At 33.8% G+C, this 17,615-nt stretch carries 11 protein-coding genes; 9 read left to right on the forward strand and 2 right to left on the reverse strand.

Translation table 11 applies throughout. The features are described from left to right. Window positions 1-71 precede the first annotated feature (71 nt). From Q7C23_RS09230 to nagB, 3 genes are all read left to right on the forward strand, one after another. Window positions 72-653 carry a TetR/AcrR family transcriptional regulator gene (locus tag Q7C23_RS09230; RefSeq protein WP_375032247.1) on the forward strand — a complete coding sequence of 194 codons (582 nt, stop codon included), beginning with the start codon at window positions 72-74 and terminating at the stop codon, window positions 651-653. Window positions 654-717: 64 nt separating this feature from the next. Beyond that, window positions 718-1,932, forward strand: coding sequence for an MFS transporter (locus Q7C23_RS09235; protein ID WP_375032248.1), 1,215 nt, complete (start codon window positions 718-720; stop codon window positions 1,930-1,932). 262 nt (window positions 1,933-2,194) lie between these two features. Beyond that, window positions 2,195-4,108, forward strand: a complete 1,914-nt coding sequence (nagB, locus tag Q7C23_RS09240; protein ID WP_375032249.1) for a glucosamine-6-phosphate deaminase — start codon at window positions 2,195-2,197, stop codon at window positions 4,106-4,108. Window positions 4,109-4,339: 231 nt separating this feature from the next. Here nagB and Q7C23_RS09245 read toward each other — a convergent pair whose 3' ends face one another. Both Q7C23_RS09245 and Q7C23_RS09250 read right to left on the reverse strand, forming a co-directional pair. Further along, window positions 4,340-5,053, reverse strand: coding sequence for a LytR/AlgR family response regulator transcription factor (locus Q7C23_RS09245; protein WP_375032250.1), 714 nt, complete (start codon window positions 5,051-5,053; stop codon window positions 4,340-4,342). Window positions 5,054-5,098: 45 nt separating this feature from the next. Then, window positions 5,099-6,172, reverse strand: a complete 1,074-nt coding sequence (locus Q7C23_RS09250) for a sensor histidine kinase (protein ID WP_375032251.1) — start codon at window positions 6,170-6,172, stop codon at window positions 5,099-5,101. A 427-nt stretch (window positions 6,173-6,599) separates the two neighbouring features. Between Q7C23_RS09250 and Q7C23_RS09255 the strand changes: the two genes are divergently transcribed. The 6 genes from Q7C23_RS09255 (at window position 6,600) to Q7C23_RS09280 (ending at window position 17,592) form a co-directional block, all read left to right on the forward strand. Then, window positions 6,600-8,477 (forward strand): sodium:solute symporter family protein, encoded by a 1,878-nt coding sequence (locus tag Q7C23_RS09255; RefSeq protein WP_375032252.1) that lies wholly within the window; start codon window positions 6,600-6,602, stop codon window positions 8,475-8,477. A gap of 303 nt (window positions 8,478-8,780) precedes the next feature. Then, complete coding sequence (locus Q7C23_RS09260; RefSeq protein ID WP_375032253.1) at window positions 8,781-9,746, forward strand: glycosidase; 966 nt, start codon at window positions 8,781-8,783, stop codon at window positions 9,744-9,746. A gap of 7 nt (window positions 9,747-9,753) precedes the next feature. Continuing rightward, window positions 9,754-10,821 (forward strand): carbohydrate-binding family 9-like protein, encoded by a 1,068-nt coding sequence (locus Q7C23_RS09265; RefSeq protein WP_375032254.1) that lies wholly within the window; start codon window positions 9,754-9,756, stop codon window positions 10,819-10,821. 6 nt (window positions 10,822-10,827) lie between these two features. Further along, on the forward strand, window positions 10,828-11,910 hold the full coding sequence (locus Q7C23_RS09270; RefSeq protein WP_375032255.1) for a putative glycoside hydrolase: 1,083 nt from the start codon (window positions 10,828-10,830) through the stop codon (window positions 11,908-11,910). Between the two features lie 218 nt (window positions 11,911-12,128). Further along, complete coding sequence (locus tag Q7C23_RS09275; protein ID WP_375032256.1) at window positions 12,129-15,266, forward strand: glycoside hydrolase family 2 TIM barrel-domain containing protein; 3,138 nt, start codon at window positions 12,129-12,131, stop codon at window positions 15,264-15,266. Window positions 15,267-15,270: 4 nt separating this feature from the next. Next, a complete protein-coding gene (locus Q7C23_RS09280) occupies window positions 15,271-17,592 on the forward strand; it encodes a beta-N-acetylhexosaminidase (RefSeq protein ID WP_375032257.1) in 2,322 nt (773 codons plus the stop codon). Window positions 17,593-17,615: the final 23 nt, after the last annotated feature.

Genomic DNA, 17,615 nt, shown 5'->3' on the forward strand with positions numbered 1-17,615 from the left:
AAAATTAAAGTTAAATTAATTGTGAAATAAAGACCGTTCGGTCTATATTTGCAACATAGAATTTGGAAATCATGAGTAAAGCAGAAAGAACCAGACAATTTATAATTGAAACGTCGGCGCCTCTTATTAATAAGAAAGGCATGGCCGGTACGTCTTTGAGTGATATTATGGAGGCTACAAAACTGGCTAAAGGGGGTATCTATGGTAATTTTGAGAATAAAGAAGAGATCTGTATTGAGTCTTTCTTATATTTAAGATTACAATTAGCTTCCAAATTAGATGTAGCAGCTTCCAAAGGCAAATCCGCTAGAGAAAAACTATTTAATTTACTGGATGTTTATAGCAATGCTAAAAATATGACAGAAGGTTGTCCGATTTTGAATTTTGGAACAGAAGCGGATGACACAAATCCGGTCATGAGAGAACACGTAAAAAAAGCCATTCTTTCTGCCCAGAAAAGATTTTTTACTATAGTGGAAGACGGAATTCAGAATAAAGAATTATCAGCAGAACTAAATCCGGAACATTTTAGTGTCAGAACTTTTGCTATGATAGAAGGCGCTATTTTGTGCAGAAAAGTATTTGGGAATGACAATCAAATGAATATTGTTCTGGACAGCATCAAAAATGAACTTGAAAAGTATGTATTATGACATATTTTTTTTAAACAATTTTAGACCGATTGGTCTATTTTTTAATTAATTATAATTTTACAAAATGAGAAATTTAGAAGAAAACCATAAAGGTTTTAGCACCCTTTTAGCCCTGGCACTTATACCGTTATCGGGGTTTGCAACAGATATTTATTTACCATCACTTCCCGCCATGGCAAAAGATTTAAATGTAACAGCCGGCGTTATTCAGCTTTCATTAGTCTTTTTTATGTTCAGTTTGGGAGTAAGCCAGATTTTTATAGGCAGTATATTGGATAGTTTTGGGCGTTTTAAAATTAGTATTGCGTCATTAGCTGTCTTTTCAGTGACAAGTTTTGTTATCGCTTTTGTACCTAATATCTATGTCATATATGCCATGCGTGTCATTCAGGGAATTGCAATTGCATTTATTGTGGTCTCAAAACGGGCCTATTTTGTTGATCTCTACTCAGGAGACAAATTAAAAAGCTATATCAGTTTATTTTCTATCATTTGGGCCTGCGCACCAATTATGGCCCCCTTTTTGGGAGGTTATTTGCAAAGTCTGTTTGGTTGGAGATCCAACTTTTATTTCCTTGGCGGATTATCATTACTTTTTTTGGTTTTGGAACTACTATACAGTGGAGAATCGTTAAAATATTTCCATCCCTTTAAATTGAAGTCTATAGCACAAACCTATTCTGGTATGTTAAAAACAGCTGACTTTACATTAGGAATTGTAATTCTGGGTATCTGTTTTGGATTGGTGGTAATTTATAATTTGGTTAGCCCTTTTATCATAGAACGTGTATTTGGGTATTCAGCCATTACAACAGGCTATAGCTCTTTATTATCTGGTTTAGCTGTGATGACCGGTGGTATCATTGCCAAATCTCTTATTCATAAACCCTTAGCAAAAAAGGTGTCAATTGCTGTTTCAGTACAACTTGCGTTAGTATTACTCATGATTTTTACCGCACAATTTGGAAGTAATATTTATACCGTAATTGGTTTTACAATGGGACTAAATCTCTGTGGAGGTTTTATATTTAATGTTATTTATGGCTATTGTTTAAGTCGTTTTTCAAAAAATGCTGGTATAGCAAGCGGTCTTACAGGAGGCGCTACATATATGGTGAGTTCTGTGTTCAGCTATGGATTTGTTAATTTATATGCTGTTAAAAGTCAGCTATTACTTGGAGCAGCAAACATTTCGTTACTATTTATTATGGGATTTATTTTTATAGTTTTTAATAGATATAGATCGAGAAGTGTTATGGCAGCTACTATTAGAGCATAAAAAAGGAAAGAGTTTGTTCAGGCAGGCTCTTTTATAGACTAATTGTGAAACATAAAAAGGGATTAATTCATTTATAAAAAAATAATCCCTTTTACTTTTAAATGCAACAACAATCTGATTTTTAGCTTTAATTACTACAAGATATTTTCTTTAAGTTTCCAATTGTGCTTTTTGCCGAAGCTTACAAGTCATCTGTCGAATTTTTAATTTTTTAGCACATGTATTATATAATTTTATGCTAATAAATTAAGACAACACACAAATGATTAAAGAAAGTATAAATTTTAAAGAAGCTGGAAAGTTTGAAGAAACGCGTTTTGAAAAGATTCATAATGTGATTTTTGATTCGTCTCAGGAAGCTTCCATTTTAGTTGCTCAGGAAATCGCGAACATCATTCAAAGAAAAGAAGAGTTGAACGAACCTTGTGTGTTAGGATTGGCAACCGGATCTTCTCCTGTAAAAGTATACGAAGAATTAGTGCGACTTCATAAAGAAGAAGGTTTGAGTTTTGCGAATGTCGTGACCTTCAATTTAGATGAATATTATCCGATGGATAAAAACAATATTCAGAGTTACTGGCACTTTATGCACGAACACCTTTTTGATCACGTAGATATATTACCTCAAAACATTAATATCCCTGACGGAAATGTCAGCAGTGAAGATCTTCAGCAATATTGTATTGACTATGAAATGAAGATTAAAGATTACGGAGGATTAGACTTTCAGCTTTTAGGAATTGGAAGAACCGGTCATATCGGATTCAATGAACCGGGATCGCACGTAAACTCAGGAACCAGAAGTATTACACTTGATCACTTAACCCGAGTTGATGCTGCTTCTTCGTTTTTAGGTATTGATAATGTACCCAGAAAAGCCATAACAATGGGAATTGGCACGGTAAAACATGCTAAAAGAATTGTATTGTTAGGATGGGGAATCAGCAAAGCAGAAATTATTAAAAAAACAATTGAAGGAGAAATTTCTTCGAGAGTACCAGCTACTTATCTACAACAACACAACAACACTACATTTGTTTTAGATACAGAAGCTTCATCAGAATTAACCAGAGTTAAAACACCCTGGTTAGTGAAATCTGTTATCTGGACAGAAGAATTAAAATTGAAAGCCGTAGCATGGTTGAGCGAATTGACTCAAAAGCCTTTCCTAAAACTTACAGACAAAGATTATAACGATAACGGAATGTCAAGTGTTTTGACCGAAGAAGGAACTGCTTACCATTTAAACATAAAAATGTTTAACAAAATGCAGCAAACAATCACTGGCTGGCCAGGTGGAAAACCAAATGCAGATGATACCTACAGACCAGAACGTGCGACTCCGGAGAGAAAACGAATTATCATTTTCAGTCCACATCCGGATGATGATGTTATTTCAATGGGTGGAACTTTTGACCGATTGGTAGAGCAGGGGCATGATGTTCATATTGCTTATCAGACTTCGGGGAATATTGCAGTTTCTAATGAAGAAGCTTTAAAATTTGCAGAGATTTCAAAAGCATTAAATGCTAATTCAGTTGAATCTGCAAATATTATCAACTTCCTTAGAAATAAAAAAAGCAATGATATTGATTCATTAGAAGTGCGAAAATTAAAAGGTTTGATTAGAAGAAGTGAATCTTTAGCCGCAACACGTTATTTAGGATTACCGGATTCAAATGTGAATTTCCTTGATCTTCCTTTTTATGAAACCGGAACAGTTAAGAAAAATAATCTTGGCGAAGCGGATATCAAAATTATGTGTGATATAATCGAAAGAATTAAACCACATCAAATTTACGCAGCAGGAGATTTAGCAGATCCGCATGGAACACACAAAGTGTGTCTGGATAGTTTGTTTGAAGCTTTAAAAAGATTGAAACACAATAGTTATATGGATGATTGTTGGGTTTGGTTATACAGAGGAGCGTGGCATGAATGGGAGTCGTACCAAATTGAAATGGCGGTTCCAATGAGTCCGGATCAGGTGCTTAAAAAGCGTCATGCAATTTTCTATCACCAATCTCAAAAAGACGGCGTTATGTTTCAGGGAGATGATAGCAGGGAATTCTGGGTAAGGGTAGAAGACAGAAACAGATTAACAGCAGAAAAATATCACGCTTTAGGATTAGCAGATTATTCCGCTATTGAAGCTTTTAAACGTTATTATTTCTAGATTGATTTAAAATATAATAAGCTATTTTCATGTAGTTTATTTTGGTTAGTTACCAACTTTGAAAATGCAGCCCTGGTTAGGCTGCATTTTTTTATGTGTTGCGAATTTAACCGCAAAGTTCGCAAAGTTTATTTTTTTATTTTTGTTAGTAAAGTAAAAGAACGCAAAGCTGTACCCCATAGTAAAACGCGAAAAATACCCACAATCCTGTAATGAAAATGGGTGTATTTTCTAAATTGAAGAATTCAAAATCCTTTGTTTTACATGCTCCATGTACGATCTTCCAATTACGTATCTAAGGCCTTCAATCTCAATGCTGTTTCCTTCAACGGCATCGATTTTATCAATGGCAATCGTGTACGATCTGTGGATTCTTAAAAAGTTTCTTTCAGGAAGTAAATCGGTGAAATCTTGTAATGTACTATGAATAATGTATTTGCCCGTAAGAGTATTTATTTTTAAATAATCCTTCAAACTTTCTATGACTAAAATCTCATTAAAGAAAATCTTCTTCATTCTTTTCTTGTCAATTTTTACAAAAATAAAAGGACTTTCTGTGTTGACTTCTAGTGGGTTACTGTTTTTGTTTTCAAGCCTTTTACTTACTTTATTTAAAGCTTTCATTAATCTTGGAAATTCGATTGGTTTTACCAGATAATCCAATACATCTAATTCATAAGTCTCGATTGCAAATTGGCTATAAGCACTGGTAATGATAAGTAAAGGAGGGTTTTCAAGACTTTTTATAAAATTGATACCATCAAGAACTGGCATGTTAATGTCTAAAAAAATGACATCAACATTATTGTTTTTTAAAAAGTTTAAACCTTCTATTGGGTTGCTAAAAGTGTTTATTACCTCAAAATTTTCGATTGGCTCTAAATAATTTTTAATGACATTAATAGCCAATGGTTCATCATCTATGATTAAACAACTTATTTTCATCTTTATAAATATTATTTTTTGAGCGAAATAATTTTAGTGGTATTTTTAAACCAGGCCGTTTTCAGCGACTTTAATTTTAAGCTTTACGACAAAAATATTCTTTTTATTTTTAAAAGAAAGTTTGTACTCATTTTTATTATAACCTAATTCGAGTCTTTTTTTAACATTTTCAATTCCTATACCACTTGACTGGTTAAAATTATCTGTATGCTGTGTAATTTCTGGCATTGGATTAGAGATTGTAAAATGCAGATAATCACCTTTTACTGTAAAGTTAATATTAATTACAACTTTCCCGGTGTTTCTGTTTACGCCATGTTTAAAAGAGTTTTCAATAAAGGTCAATAATATGATGGGAGCAATTTCCTTATCATGAATATCTCCGGAAATTGACATATTTACCTCTAACCGATCATCATTTCTAATTCTTTCAAGATCCAGATAATTTTGGATACAGAGTATTTCATTTTCTAAAGTTTGTCTTTTGCTCTTGGTGTCATACAGCATATAACGCATTAACTCAGATAGTTTTATAACGACTTTTGGCGTTTTGTTCGATTTTTCAACCGATAAAGAATAAATATTGTTCAACGTATTAAAAAAGAAATGTGGGGAAATTTGCGATTTCAAAAAAAGCAATTCAGTTTCTAATTGCGATTTTTCAAGATCCGTAACCCGCTTTTGCTCGTTCAGGAAATCGAAAGTTATTTTAATTGCAGTCACAAAAGTGATTACATACAATTCTCCCATCATCATCTCAATGGTGTAATTGAGTGTCAGTTTGGTGATGACTTCGGGACCTTCAGGCCAAACATTATGTGCGATTAATAAGTAGGTAAGATTGAATTTTAGAATTACCATTAAAAAAATAGAGGGCAGAATCGCAAGTACATACAGTATGTACTTTTTTCTATAAATGAGGTAAGGCATAAAAATCAAAATATTCAAATAACATAGCGTCATGTGAATTGGAAAACCAAGTAAATTTGTTTTTAACGAATACCAGTAATCATTGAAATAACTTCCCCATCGAAAAGTGTTAAATAAAAAGTAAGTAAGCCAAAAAAGGACGTGATAACGCAGCGGTATCCTAGAAAGTTTGCCGGAAGTGAAATTCATAATAAGAGTGTTTTTTGTGACTTTTTTTGATGTTTATCTTCGTTTATATGTCGTCCGTCTAAAATAGTTTTACTGAAAATCAAATTTGTTTAGATTTAGAGTTAAATTAAGACTGTTTTTATCTGAAGAAATTGATCTTTTGTTTTACTGCCTAATTCTGATTGCAAGTTGTAAAATAAAAGTGTACAAAAATAAAAGTCGGTGATTTTTTTTTAAACCGTGTTTTCTTCACTAAATCGATTTATATATAAAATAAAATAATCATGTTAACTAAGAAACAATATCGCATCATCAACAAGTTTTTCCTGAGGTTTCTAAAATCAATCTAGAGTTAACTTATTCCTGAGATTTACAAAAAAATAACCAATCAGACAAAAGGCTGAAACAACAATAAAAATTAACTAACCAAAAATAAATAATAAAATTAATGGATATCATTGACGTATCGATCATCGTAGCCTATATTCTGCTTTCAGTAGGAATAGGAATTTGGATTTCAAGAAAAGCATCAAAAGGATTAGATGATTATTTCCTTGGCGGAAAAACAATCAAATGGTATTTTTTAGGATTAAGTAACGGATCAGGAATGTTTGATGTTTCAGGAACTTCCTGGATGATTGGCGTTCTGTTTTTATATGGCGTAAAAAGTTTCATGTTTATGTGGCTTTGGCCTATTTGGAATCAGATTTTTGTGATGATGTTCCTCGCAGTCTGGATCAGAAGATCAAAGGTAATGACAGGTTCTGAATGGATTTTAACCCGATTTGGAAACGACAGAGCCGGAAAAGCATCTCATATTATTGTAGCTATTTTTGCTATCATTTCAACCATTGGTTTTATTGCTTATTTCTTTGAAGGAATCGGGAAATTTATTACCATTATTCTTCCTTGGGATCTAACGCTTCAATATGGAGATTTAATTCTATTGACATCAGAGCGCTCTTATGCTTTGATAATTATCTTCTTAACAACAATTTACACGGTTAAAGGAGGTATGTTTTCTGTAGTAGCTACAGAAGTAGTGCAATATCTAATTATGATTATTGCCAGTGTTTTGATTGCAGGTTATGCTTTTGTAAATTATACCGATATTCAGATTAACGCTGTAATTAGCCAAGAATGGAAAAATGTTTTCTTCGGATGGCAGTTTGAAACCCAATGGAGCGAAAAATTCCAGACTTTCAATAATTTAATTGATTCTGAAGGATATAAAATGTTTGGCGCTTTTATCGGAATGACATTATTCAAAGGCTTTTTTGCCAGTGTTGCCGGACCAACGCCAAGTTATGACTTACAAAGGATTCTGTCTACAAAATCAGTAAAAGAAGCGGCTTATATGAGTGGTTTTACAAACTTGATTTTGTTCATTCCAAGATACTTATTAATCACCGGAATTGTGGTAATTGCTTTGATAAACCTGGCACCGGAATTAAATGCAAATACAGGTTTAACAGGTGCCGATTTAGAATTATTAATGCCCAAAGTGGTTAATTTATATTTGCCTGTCGGAATAAAAGGGCTTTTACTTGCTGGTTTATTGGCGGCATTTATGTCTGGATTCTCTGCTTTTGTAAATGCAGGACCAGCTTATATTGTAAATGATATTTATAAAAAATACTTCAAACCCGTTGCAACCAATGCACACTATATTAAAGTAAGCCAAATTTCTTCTTTTATAGTGGTTGGTTTAGGAGTTTTCATGGGATTCTTTGCAGATTCTATTAATTCTCTGACCTTATGGATTACCAGCGCCTTGTATGGCGGTTATGTGGCAGCCAATTTCTTAAAATGGATTTGGTGGCGCTTTAACGGCTGGGGTTATTTCTGGGGAATGTTTGCTGGCTTAATTGTAGCTTCTTTACAATTTGTTTTAGGACAGTATAAAGGAACTTTTACAGAAGGATCATTTTTGTATGATTTGTCAGAAGTACAGGCGATTTACTTATTTCCCGTAATATTTGGTTTCTCCATTTTAGGTTGTCTCTTAGGAACTTTCTTTAGCAAACCAACCGACATGGATGTGTTGCGATCTTTTTACACCAATGTTAGGCCTTGGGGATGGTGGAGTCCAGTGTATAAAACATTAAAATCAGAAGATCAGACTTTCGAAAAGAATAATGATTTCTGGAAAGACATGCTGAATTGTGTTATCGGAATCGTATGGCAGTCAAGCATGATTTTACTTCCGATATACTTCGTTATCAGAGATTATCCAAAAGCCATTGCGGCATTGGTTGTATTTTTAGTGACGACAACAATTCTGAAATTTACCTGGCTGGATAAAGTTCGAAAAATAGCGGATTAATTAGAATATAGGAAAATATTAAACACATAGAAAAATAGGTTTTAATTCGTAAAAGGATATTAAAAGAAACTAGTTTCTCACACATAGCTATGTTTCTTTAAGTTGATGAAAGGCCTTTTTTAGGTTTCAAAAGCTATTTTTCTATGTGTTTAAAAGCTAAAAAATAAAATATTAAACGCATAGGACATAGAACTTCAATTGTGAAAAAGAAACAAGTTTCCCACACATAGCTATGTTTATTTTGAGCATCTATGTTTCTATGTGTTTTTAAAGAAAACAAAAACAACAAAACAATATAAAAAGATGAGTACTATTCCTTGGCAAGACAGACCCGAAAACAGCAATGATGTAATGTGGAGATATTCTGAAAATCCTATTATTGACAGATATGCTATACCATCGTCAAACAGTATTTTTAACAGTGCTGTTGTTCCATTTGGCGATGGGTTTGCGGGTGTTTTCAGATGTGATAATAAAGCAGTTCAAATGAATATTTTTGCTGGTTTCAGTAAAAACGGAATCGATTGGGACATAAATCATGAGCCAATTGTAATGCAGTCTGGTAATACTGAAATGATCGAATCGGCATACAAATATGATCCTCGTGTTGTTTTTATCGAAGATCGTTACTGGATTACCTGGTGTAATGGCTACAACGGACCAACAATCGGAATTGGATATACTTTTGACTTTAAAGAGTTTTTTCAATGTGAAAATGCCTTTTTGCCTTTCAACAGAAATGGGGTTTTGTTTCCACAAAAAATTAACGGAAAATACGCCATGTTAAGCCGTCCGAGTGATAATGGTCATACGCCTTTTGGAGATATTTGGATCAGCTACAGCCCGGATATGAAATATTGGGGAGAACATCGTTTGGTGATGAAACCAACTCCTTTTGAAGACAGTGCGTGGCAGTGTACAAAAGTAGGAGCAGGGCCAATCCCAATTCTTACTAGCGAAGGCTGGTTAATGATTTATCATGGCGTTATCAATACCTGCAACGGTTTCCGTTATGCAATGGGATCAGCACTTTTAGAGGTCAATTCTCCGGATAAAGTAAAATATAGAACACAACCTTACTTATTAGGACCGGCGGAACTATATGAAATGGTTGGCGATGTACCAAATGTGGTATTTCCTTGTGCTGCTTTGCATGATACTGAAGAAGATAAATTGGCTGTTTATTATGGTGCTGCTGATACAGTAGTGGCTATCGCATTTGGTAAATTAAGCGAAGTGGTACAGTTTACAAAAGATAACAGTTTATAGAAAAAATATGGTTTTAAAATCAAAATGTTTAATAGTTGCTTTAGGGATTCTTTCGATAAGTGGTTATTCACAATCGAAAAAAGCCGTTGTGCCAAAAACGTATATAGCTGCTAAAACTTCAACTGCAATTGCAATTGATGGGGAGGAAAATGATGCTTCGTGGAATAAAGTAGAGTGGACTGCTCTTTTTGAAGATATCTCAACTGATGTAAAACCAAAATATGCAACCAAAGTAAAAATGCTTTGGGACGAAACCAACTTTTACATACTGGCAAAAATGGAGGAACCACATGTTTGGGCTAATCTAAAACAACGTGATACCATTATTTTTTATAATAATGATTTTGAAGTTTTTATAGATCCCGACAGCGATACTTTTAACTATTATGAATTAGAGATAAATGCTTTAAATACCACTTGGGATCTATTTTTGACAAAACCATACAGAGAAGATGATAAGGTCGTTCTAAACGATTGGAACATTCCGGGTTTAAAATCGGCTGTAAAAATCAACGGTACGTTAAATAATCCAAATGATACTGATGAAGGCTGGGTATTGGAAATGGCGATTCCGTGGGCTTCTTACAAGACAACTTTCTTTGATCAAAATGTTCCTGTAGATAAATTCTGGAGGGTTAATTTTTCGAGAGTAAACTGGCAGCATGATATCAAAAATGGCAGTTACGAACGCAAGAAAGATGCTGAAGGAAAATTTCTTCCGGAGTACAATTGGGTTTGGTCACCAATGGGTGTGATCAACATGCATGAACCTGAAAAATGGGGTTATGTTTATTTTTCTTCAAAAGAAGGAAAAGACAGTTTTGAAATTCCGCAGGATGAAAAAGTAAAATGGGAATTGTACACGCTTTACCGCGCTCAGAAAGAATATCATAGCAAAAACAAAACCTGGGCACAATCCCTAACAGATCTTACTAAGAAACCAATTACTGTTGATGGAAAAGTATTAAAACCAGTACTTGAAAATCATACAACCGGATTTAATATAGCTGTAAAAAGTCCATTCTCGAATAAAACATTAATTATAGAAGAAGACGGCAAAATAATATCGAAATAAACCACTATGAAACTACCAAAACTATTACTTTTTTTATTGGCACTTAGTATTTTTTCATGTGCAAAGAAAGAAGAACCAACCACTTTTAAATTTGGAGTCTGGACAACGGCAGATGCTAAAAAATCTGATGCAGATTATAGAAAAGAATTCAAAAAATACAAAGAAGGCGGACTTGACGAAGTATTAATTAATACAGGAACTGATCCAAAACTTTTAACTAGAATAGCACCTTTAGCAGCAAAAGAAGGTTTGAAAGTACACGCCTGGATTATGGCGATGAACAGACCCGGAGATTCAATTGCTTTACAACACCCTGACTGGTATCAGGTAAGTAAAGAAGGAAAATCTTGCTTTGATAACCGTCCGTATGTAGATTATTATCAATGGTTATGTCCAACCAGAAAAGAATCAAGAGAACACGTTTTGCATTTAGTTGAAGAATTAGCAAAAGTAGAAGGTATTGAAAGTGTTCACTTGGATTACATTCGTTTCCCGGACATCTTTTTACCAATCAGTTTATTACCAAAATATAACCTAGTTCAGGACGTAGAATTACCTCAGTTTGATTTTTGTTATTGTGATGAATGTGTAAAAGCATTTGAAAAAATACATCATAAAAATCCTAAAACAAGTCACAACACTTCTATCGATATGGAGTGGAAAAACTTCAGGCTTAATGCGATACAAGCTGTAGTTAATGACGCTTACAAAATTGTACACAAACACAATAAAAAACTAACAGCAGCAGTATTTCCTTATCCAGAAATGGCAGATCATATGGTGCGTCAGCGTTGGGATAAATGGGATATTGATGAAGTTTATCCAATGATTTATCATAGCTTTTATGATGAAGAAATTGACTGGGTTGGTTATGCAACAAAACAAGGTGTAGCCGATTTACAAGGTAAACAAACGAAAGTTAATACCGGAATTTATATTCCAGGATTAAAATCGGACAAAGAATTAAAGGAAGCCATTTTACTAGCTAAAGAAAATGGTGCCGTAGGAGTTTCTTTTTTTGATGGTGGCGCTTTATCTGAAAGCAATCTGAAAACAATTAAGGAAACAAAAGCAAGTTTAAATAATTAGTGGTTTTTTTCTTAAATCCGGATATCTGCTGAGTTGGTTAGTGCAGATATTCGGATTTTAATTAAAAGTAACTTTATATATTTATATCCTGAACCATAATAACAATTATGGTTCTGTTTGTTTTATTATAGTATGTATTTTTATTTCATAAGAAGGAATGTTTTATTATTTTTCTAATGAAATAAATTTTAAGAATTTACAAGAATAAAAATCAAATAATGAAAAAAACTGTATTCATTGCCGCACTCATCATAGTTTCTCTATTTTCTGTTCAGGCACAGGAAAGTACTCCTTTTTGGCAAAATGAAAAAATCAATGAAGAGAATAGAGAACCAATGCACGCGGCCTACTATGTTTTTGAGAATGAAAAATTAGCAGCGAGTAACGACTGGAGATCATCAAAAAACTATTTGGATATAAACGGAGCCTGGAAATTTAAATATTTTGACAGTCCCGCGGATCTTCCGGCAGCATTTGAAAAAAGTAATTTTAACGATCAATCGTGGGATAATTTTAAAATTCCGGCTAGCTGGGATGTAAATGGTTACGGTTTTCCGGTTTATACTAATACCACTTATGATTTTGCAAAATACATAAAAGTAAATCCGCCTTTTGTTCCTACAAATTACAACCCAACCGGAGTTTACAGACGCGAAATCACGATCGATAAATCCTGGGAAGGAAAAGATATTTTTCTTCATGTTGGAACTGCAAAATCAAATCTAACGGTTTGGGTAAATGGTATTTATGTAGGTTATGGCGAAGACGGAAAATTACCATCTGAATTTAACCTGAATAAATATGTGAAAACCGGTAAAAACACTATCGTTTTAAAAGTAATGAAATGGAGCGACGGTTCGTATTTAGAATGTCAGGATTTCTGGAGATTTAGCGGTATTACCAGAGATTCTTATTTGGTTGCCCGAAATAAAACGCATTTAAAAGATTATGAAATCGTTCCGGATTTAGATGCGTCTTATGTAAACGGAAGTTTAAAAATCTCTACTGAATTTTCAGTCCTAAATAAAAAAGATAATTATAGTTTAGAGGTTCAATTGAAAGATGGTGAAAAAATCATTACTTCAAAAGTTATTTCCGCTTTAAGCGAAAAACAAATCTTCGACTTTGCTGTAAATAATCCGAAGAAATGGAGTGCAGAAATTCCGAATTTATATCAGGTTAGTTTTCTTCTGAAAGATAAAAAAGGAAGTGTTATTGAAGTTATTCATCAAAATATTGGTTTTAGAAAAGTAGAAATTAAAGGCGGACAGCTTTTAGTAAACGGAAAAGCAATCTACATAAAAGGCGTGAATCGTCATGAAACAGATCCGGTTACGGGACAAACGGTTTCAAGAGAACGCATGGAAGAAGATATTAAATTAATGAAAGAGTTTAATATCAATGCGGTGAGAATGTCTCATTATCCAAACGATGAATATTTCTATGAATTATGCGATAAATACGGAATCTATGTTGTGGATGAAGCGAATATCGAATCGCACGGAATGGGTTATGATCTTACCAAAACTTTAGGTAATAAACCTAGTTGGGAGCTGGCGCATTTACAGCGTATGCAGCGTATGGTGGAGCGTGATAAAAACTTTGCTTCCATTATTATTTGGAGTATGGGGAATGAGGCTGGGAATGGTTATAATTTTTACCGAGGTTATTTGTGGATAAAAGATCGTGATAAATCAAGACCAATTCAGTACGAAAGAGCGACCGCCGGAGCATGGGACGGGAAGGATTTAAAATACGAATGGAATTCAGATATTATCGACCCCATGTACAGTTCGCCGGATAAAATGGAAGAATATATTCTGGCAAATCCCCATCCGGACAGACCTTATATTCAATGTGAATATGCTCATGCCATGGGAAATTCAATGGGAAATTTTAAGGATTATTGGGATATAATAAGAAAGTATCCAAATTTTCAGGGCGGTTTTATATGGGACATGATTGACCAGTCGGTTTATAAAACACAACCAGACGGAACGCTAGTATTAGCTTACGGAGGAGATTTTGGACCTAAGGATACACCAAGTGATAATAACTTCCTGGACAATGGCGTTTTCAGCCCGGAAAGAAAACCAAATCCACATGCCTTTGAAATGCGAAATGTATATCAAAATATCCTGACTTCGTGGGAAAATAAAGAAACGGCGACTATAAAAGTCTACAACGAGTTTTCATTTAAAGATTTAAGCAATGTGAGTTTGCATTGGAAATTAATCCTGGATGGAAAAGAGACTGAAAGCGGTGTTATTGATGATTTAGAAATAAAATCTAATGAATCGAAATCGTATAAATTACCAGTTAATTTAGACGGAAAACAGTTTCAGGAAGCTTTTATAAATGTGAGCTATCATATCAAACAAGACGAACCGTTTTTACCAAAAGGTTTCCAGATTGCTACTGACCAATTAGCACTTAAAGGAAGCTGGAAAAACGATATTAAAATAGAAGGTACTTCAAAAATAGCGGTAGAGAAAAAGGAAAATAGGACCGTATTTAAAAGCGATAAAATGGAAATTGCTTTTGATAAAAAAACAGGATTCATAAATGGTTATTTCTTCCAAAATCAGCCAATTATAAAAGAAGGGTATCAATTGCGTCCTAATTTATGGAGAGCGCCAAATGACAATGATTTTGGAGCTTATCTTCAGGAAAAATTAAAACCATGGAAAGACGCAACAGAGAATCCTACTCTTATCAATTGGTCTTATGTAGCGAAAGACAATAAAATTATTGTTACAGCAACATATGATTTACCTCAGGTTGTTTCAAAATTAGTTTTGAATTACGAACTTAGCGCCAACGGAGAATTAAGCGTGAAAGAAGAATTAAACATTGAGAAAATAAAAGAACAACCAATGCTGCCAAGATTTGGTATGGAAATAATTGTTCCGAAAGATTTTAGCAACATGATTTATTACGGAAGAGGACCACACGAAAACTACATTGACAGAAATTACAGTTCACAAGTAGGGCTTTATACCCAAACAGTTTCAGAACAGTATTATCCTTATATTCGCCCACAGGAAACGGGAAATAAAACGGATATTCGTTGGGTTGAATTATCAAACGATAAATTAAAATTAACTGTAAAATCAGATGATTTGTTGTCAATAACAGCTTTGCATTATTTAAATGAAGATTTAGATGACGGATTGAAAAAAGATCAAAGGCACGCCGCCGAATTGAAAGAAAGAGATTTAACCAGTTTAAAAATTGATTACAAACAAATGGGTGTTGGAGGTATTGATAGCTGGCAGGCATGGCCAATGGACAAATATCTTTTAAGAAACAAAAGTTATCAGTATCAATTTAAAATTACACCATCTTTAAAATAAATTTATGAGAACATTAAAACCATTATTTGTCTTAATCTTCTTAGCCGTTTTAACTGCGGGTTATAGTCAAAAAGTGTACACGGAAAAAGATATTAAAATCATTCCGAAACCAACACAGTTAATAATTAATAAAGGCATATTTGAATTTTCTAAAAACACAAAATTTATTGCTGTAACTGATTTTCAAAAAGAAATTTCCAATGTGCTTATCAGCAAGTTTGAAAAAGCTGCCGGGTTTCGTCCTGAAGTATCGACCGCGATTCCGAATAGCAATTATGTGCAATTTAAAGTAGACGAAACGTTAGAGAAAGAAGCCTATATATTAGATGTAAATTCAAAATTTATCACCATTACTGCTAAAGGACAAGCTGGTTTTATTTATGGATTGGAAAGTATCCGACAATTGCTTCCGGTTGTAATTGAAAGTAAAAATGTTATTCCGAAACAAAAATGGCAAATTCCGAATTTGGTTATCAATGATAAACCTCGTTTTCAATGGAGAGGTTTAATGTTGGATTTGTCACGTCATTTCTTCGATAAAAATTATATTTTGGCCACGATTGATCGTTTGGCCATGCACAAAATGAACGTTTTGCATTTGCATTTAGTAGACGATCAGGGATGGAGAATTGAAATTAAAAAATATCCAAAATTAACTGAAGTTGGAGCGTGGAGAGTTGATCAGGAGAATTTATCATGGAATGCCAGGCTTACCACAAATCCGGATGAAAAAGGAACTTATGGTGGATTTTTAACTCAGGATGAATTAAAAGAAATCGTAAAATATGGAGCATCAAAAAATGTCGAAATTATTCCTGAAATCGAAATGCCGGCGCACATAAGCAGTGCTATTGCCGCATATCCGGAACTGGCTTGTTTTGATCAGCGAATTGGAGTTCCGTCAGGAGGTTTATGGCCCATTACAGATATTTATTGTGCCGGAAAAGAAACAACATTTGAGTTCCTTCAGAATGTAATCGATGAAGTGGTTAACATTTTTCCTTCAAAATACATTCATATTGGAGGTGATGAAGCGACTAAATCCAATTGGGATAAATGCCCGAATTGTCAAAAAAGAATGCAGGAGAACGGTTTAAAAAACAGCCATGAACTGCAAAGTTATTTTGTAAAAAGAATGGAGAAATACATCAATTCTAAAGGCAAAAAGCTAATTGGCTGGGATGAAATATTAGAAGGAGGTTTAGCTCCGGAAGCCACTGTAATGAGCTGGAGAGGAACTAAAGGTGGTGTTGAAGCTGCTGAACAAGGTCACGATGTTATTATGACTCCGGAATCACCTTGTTATTTTAATTTTTATCAGGGACCTCAAAATGAAGAACCTTTAGCTTTTGATGCATATAATCCATTAAATAAAGTGTACGAATTTGATCCTGTGGTTTCCACTATGACACCAGATCAGGCAAAGCATGTATTAGGTGGACAAGCGAATTTATGGGCAGAATTTCTTTCGACTCCAAGTACTTCAGAATATATGATTTTCCCAAGATTGGCTGCTTTATCTGAGACTCTATGGAGTCCGAAAGAAAGCCGCAATTGGAATGATTTCACCACAAGATTATCCTCATTATTTCAGCGTTATAATTATTTGGGTATCAATTATGCAAAAAGTGCTTATTTGGTAACGGCTTCTTCAACAGCAGATTTAGCTCAAAAACAGATTAATGTTACATTGAAAAATGAATTTCCAAATCCGGATATTCGTTATGTTTTGGGTAATAAACCATTAGATCAACAGGCTTTAAAATACACAAATCCAATTTCGTTTAACGAAACAACCATCCTAAAAGCGTCCTTATTTCAAAATGACAGGGCAGTTGGAAAAACATTTACAGACACTATCGTATTTCATAAAGGTGCAGGACATAAAGTAAGTTATCTAACACCATACAGCAACAATTACAAAGGTGACGGGCCTTTTGGAATGGTGAATACAATTCGCGGTTCTAAAAACTTTCATGATGGTCAATGGCAGGCATGGTTAGTAAATGATATGGAAATTGTGATTGATCTTGAACAAAAGCAAAATATACAACAGGTAATAGTTGGAACTTTAGAAAGCCAGGGAGCGGGAATAAATTTTCCCGTACAAGTAAAAGTCTTAGTTTCAAACGATAGCATCAATTACAAAGAAGTAGGAAAGGTGAATCGCACCTATGCATCAAATCCTGTATCGGAATTAAAAGATTTTATAATTACTTTTGACAAGCAAAATACCAGATTTATAAAGATCATAGCAGTTAACTTAAGAAAGAGTCCAAAAGGAGACAGTTCTTGGTTATTTGTAGATGAAATTGTAGTCAATTAAAATAGCTTAAGTAATAATAGCTA

The sequence above is a fragment of the Flavobacterium sp. LAR06 genome, assembly GCF_041946075.1.
In the GTDB taxonomy this organism is placed as follows: Bacteria; Bacteroidota; Bacteroidia; order Flavobacteriales; family Flavobacteriaceae; genus Flavobacterium.

What these genes read in the sequence shown, in the direction of transcription:
- Q7C23_RS09230 (WP_375032247.1), top strand. Translation starts at nt 72, where the DNA reads ATGAGTAAAGCAGAAAGAACCAGACAATTTATAATTGAAACGTCGGCG.
- Q7C23_RS09235 (WP_375032248.1), top strand. Translation starts at nt 718, where the DNA reads ATGAGAAATTTAGAAGAAAACCATAAAGGTTTTAGCACCCTTTTAGCC.
- nagB (WP_375032249.1), top strand. Translation starts at nt 2,195, where the DNA reads ATGATTAAAGAAAGTATAAATTTTAAAGAAGCTGGAAAGTTTGAAGAA.
- Q7C23_RS09245 (WP_375032250.1), bottom strand. Translation starts at nt 5,053, where the DNA reads ATGAAAATAAGTTGTTTAATCATAGATGATGAACCATTGGCTATTAAT.
- Q7C23_RS09250 (WP_375032251.1), bottom strand. Translation starts at nt 6,172, where the DNA reads ATGAATTTCACTTCCGGCAAACTTTCTAGGATACCGCTGCGTTATCAC.
- Q7C23_RS09255 (WP_375032252.1), top strand. Translation starts at nt 6,600, where the DNA reads ATGGATATCATTGACGTATCGATCATCGTAGCCTATATTCTGCTTTCA.
- Q7C23_RS09260 (WP_375032253.1), top strand. Translation starts at nt 8,781, where the DNA reads ATGAGTACTATTCCTTGGCAAGACAGACCCGAAAACAGCAATGATGTA.
- Q7C23_RS09265 (WP_375032254.1), top strand. Translation starts at nt 9,754, where the DNA reads ATGGTTTTAAAATCAAAATGTTTAATAGTTGCTTTAGGGATTCTTTCG.
- Q7C23_RS09270 (WP_375032255.1), top strand. Translation starts at nt 10,828, where the DNA reads ATGAAACTACCAAAACTATTACTTTTTTTATTGGCACTTAGTATTTTT.
- Q7C23_RS09275 (WP_375032256.1), top strand. Translation starts at nt 12,129, where the DNA reads ATGAAAAAAACTGTATTCATTGCCGCACTCATCATAGTTTCTCTATTT.
- Q7C23_RS09280 (WP_375032257.1), top strand. Translation starts at nt 15,271, where the DNA reads ATGAGAACATTAAAACCATTATTTGTCTTAATCTTCTTAGCCGTTTTA.